Raw genomic sequence first — 3,605 nt, 5'->3', positions numbered from 1 at the left:
TGTAACAATCTTTTTAAAGTCTACTAAAAGATCAAACATTGCTTTGTAGATCGGAAGATGTTCGTAATTGTAACGTGCCAAAAACACCCTCAGTAAAATTTATCGCGGACAGGGGGATAATCCCCCTGCACCCCCTAAATATTCAAATATTCCAATGATCCATCATTATCTTCGGGAACACACTGCAAAACCCCGAAAGTAGCTGGCTTTGTCGCGGAGCATAGAGTCCTCGCTGCCGCTTTTAAAGTTGAAGTACCAAGCCGACGACCAACCATCTGTTTCACCGGACCACACCCACCATCCGGTGGTTTGCAACAAAGGCGTCCTGTTTTGTAGCCCTGCCCCCTTCTTATACAGAGTTTTAAGCTCTTGCCTTGTCGGCATACGCCAACCCCCGCCTGCAACATTCAGACCCTCAACCCATCTTTTGGCCTTATTCCATTCTGTACCTCGATTAGGTCCGGCAACCCATTTAAGTCCCGTATTTTTGTCATAAACCACACCAGTGGTATAAGCTATAAAATTGCCATCTCTCTTAATCTCTCGGCCTAATTCTTCCTCTAAACGTTTCCGTTCTTCTATTTCTTTTCTTTTTTTTATAAGTATCGCTTGTTCTTCTAGGCGCTTCTTTTCTGCTAAAATCTTTCTCTCTGTCGGACTGAGTAAAATAGCAGATAGGTCCCCTATATAAACATTATCTGCCCATCCTGGTGGGCATTTCGCAACCAAACCCTGCCAAGCCGCTTCCTTCATGGATGCTCCGTATTTTGATTGGACAATCTGCTTGTACTTTTCAACCTCAGGTTTCAGCATGGTAGAAATTTGTTTGTCACGTTCAAGCTTTAATGCTCTGATTTCGGCATTGCGTTTGGCTTCTTCAATTTCGCGCTGTTTGCGTAATCGTTCCATTTTAGCCGCTTGAGACTCCTTCTGTTTGACTATGGCCAGCATGGCATCCAGACTGTCATCCTGTCGTACAGCTGGACTACCCAAGCGTTTTTGCATAGCCTCAATTTTGGCATCTAATTCTGAAACTTGTTGCTCATATGTGGCAATTTCCGCATCCTCACGTTTTTTGGCAGCAATCGCATTAGCTTCCATTTTTTGAAGACGCTCAAGCTGAACCTGTTTGGTTTGTGCTTCGGACGATAACTGTTTTAATTTATAGTTCTGCTTTAAAAACAATACGATCTCCCCTCCTTGCTGGCCACCGGTACCCACCAGAGAACTCCATTGGGGAAATTGCTGGGCGTTTTCTATCACGCCAGCTTTGATTTTTGGATATAAATCCGATGGTATCAAAAAAGGTTTCTGGTTATCTTCTAACGTTTTAACTAGAAAATAGGAAAAGACGCTGTTCTTACCAAATCCCTCGTCACTAACCGGTTCGAGTCCTCCTGAAGCTATCGCCAGGCGGGAGTTAAGCCCATAAACGCTTTTAATACGGGCATCTGTGACCTCAGGAAGTTTCCCACGCTGACCGCGAAAAAAATCTCCTGCAAAGCATGAGTCAGAGATCAGCAAAATATGTTTGGCCTTGATTGCATCAACTCTGAGGTAATTCTTGATATCATGATTTGAGATCCATGCAGCCACATCCTTTGTTCCGCTTTCAACGGGTATCCAAAAACCTTCCCTGGTAATGGGGTCCAGATGACCATGGCCAGCGTAAAAAACCACCAGCGAGTCCTCGGGACTGGTTTTATTGGCGAGATAACGAAGTTGACCTAAAATATTCCGACGCGTGGCCTGCTCATCGTAAAGTTCAACCAGATGATCCTGATCGAAATAATAGCGTTCCAGCAACACATCCCGTACGGCCTTGGCATCGTTCACCGCTGTCTTGAGCCTCGGCCACTCCAGATAAGTATCGATACCGATAACAAAAAGCCACTGGTCGCCCTTAACCTGTTCACCTGATGGCGATACCGGTCGAACAGCAATGGCCTTAACTTTTTCAGGACAATAAAGAATTAGCGAAGTGACTGCGATTAAAGAAAGAAAGATGATTTTTGTATACTTTGCCATATCGCACTCCTGTTAGAATACCAATATTTCCGGCTTGAAATTGATCTATTCCAGTATCTAACTCTTTTATGGAGGTTGTTGGTTTTTACAATAAGCATTAGAATATTAAGGATAATATCTAAGAGAACAAGCAATAACTTATTTGGAACGCACAGCAAAACCTCGAGCGTTGGCGGAAATATCGAGATAACTCCAAGACTCGTGGCCGTTATAGAATTCGAAGTTCCAAGCTGAAGACGGATTATTCTTTTTGCCAGACCATACCCAATATCCGGTGGTTTTCAATAAAGATGTCATGTTTCGTTTTCCTGTTCCTTTATTGTATAAAGTTTTAAGCTCATTTATTGTCGGCATCCGCCAGCCGCCACCAGCAACGTTAAGATTTTCAACCCAGCGTTTGGCGTCGTTCCAGTTTGTATTCTTGTCAGGCCCGGCATACCATTCAAGCATAGTATTTTTATCCCAAACAATACCATTATCATATACTATAAAACGAAAGTCATCAGAAACATTAAATATCGCTTTATATTTTTCATTTTTTTCAGGGCCGTGAAAAATAATTTTATCAATCCGTTGGCCGTCCAATGTAGCTTGCATAAGTACTTCGGGCACCAGCAAGTTTGGATTGTATTTGTACTCGCGAGCATTTTGCTTTGGAATATTAACTGTAAATTTTGTAGTCGTCCCTTCAAAAGTCAATGCACCCAACATCATTTGAGGTTTCAGTTTATACGATAAAAATTTAAACGATACCTTCGACGCCGGAATTACAAACCGTTTTTCCTCTAAAGTTTTTATTTGATCTTCCAAAGGTTTTATCTGGCTGTTCCGAGCAGATGTTAGTTCTCTGCGCAAGGCTGCAAGCTTTTGCTGCTTTTCCTGGCGGACTGGTTCTGCCTTGATCTGGGCTTTATCAAAACGGGCTTTGTAATCAGCTTCAGTTTCAAATTCCTTATCCCATGGAGATGTGTAAGTAAGGCGCGAAATCTTGTCATAATAAAATTTTTCTATGCTCTGGGTCTGATTACTTAATTCTGCTGAAAAGTCATTATAGATTTTATACCGCTGTGCTTCTATCCGTTTTAGTTCGGCCACAGCAGATTCAATAGTAGCACCACCGGTAAGGCCAGAACCGAGTTCTTGACGCATTTTTTCTGCCTGCATTCGAAGCATGGCCAGTCTCTGTTCGTTTTCACGCTCCTGCTGCTCCTGATACCTGGTCTGCTGCTCTGCTTCAAGAGCTGCCTGTTTTTGACGCCTTAATGCTTCTTGTTTCTGTTGTTTGCGAATTTGAACCTGCTTTAGCTCAGCTTCCTTGATGAGACGTTGACGCTCCAGCTCACGCTGCCTGGATTCATCCTTTGCTCTTGCGGCTTCCTTTTTTAATTGTTTGAGACGGGCCATATCCGCCTCTAGGGCATCCACCTCGGCGTTTAAATCACGGCTTCTTTTCTCCAGATCCGGCACAAACACGAAATCACCGGTTCCGTAAATTTCACCGTCCACAGGACGCTGGGTATGTCCGCGTGCCGCCGCATCGCCGTAAACCCTTTTTTTGAGGTCCTGCCCCAATTCTC

The 3,605-nt window shown here is 43.6% G+C and carries 2 protein-coding genes; both read right to left on the bottom strand.

Annotated elements, in window-relative coordinates:
* Positions 1 to 165: 165 nt before the first annotated feature.
* A complete protein-coding gene (locus tag AC3LHT_RS09660) occupies positions 166 to 2,028 on the bottom strand; it encodes an Lcl domain-containing protein (RefSeq protein WP_488662741.1) in 1,863 nt (620 codons plus the stop codon).
* A 138-nt stretch (positions 2,029 to 2,166) separates the two neighbouring features.
* The coding region (locus tag AC3LHT_RS09655) for an Lcl C-terminal domain-containing protein (RefSeq protein WP_488662740.1) at positions 2,167 to 3,605 on the bottom strand (1,439 nt) is incomplete at its 5' end.

The organism is Kosmotoga sp. (assembly GCF_982836095.1).
This window is presented reverse-complemented; position numbering and strand designations above follow the sequence as displayed.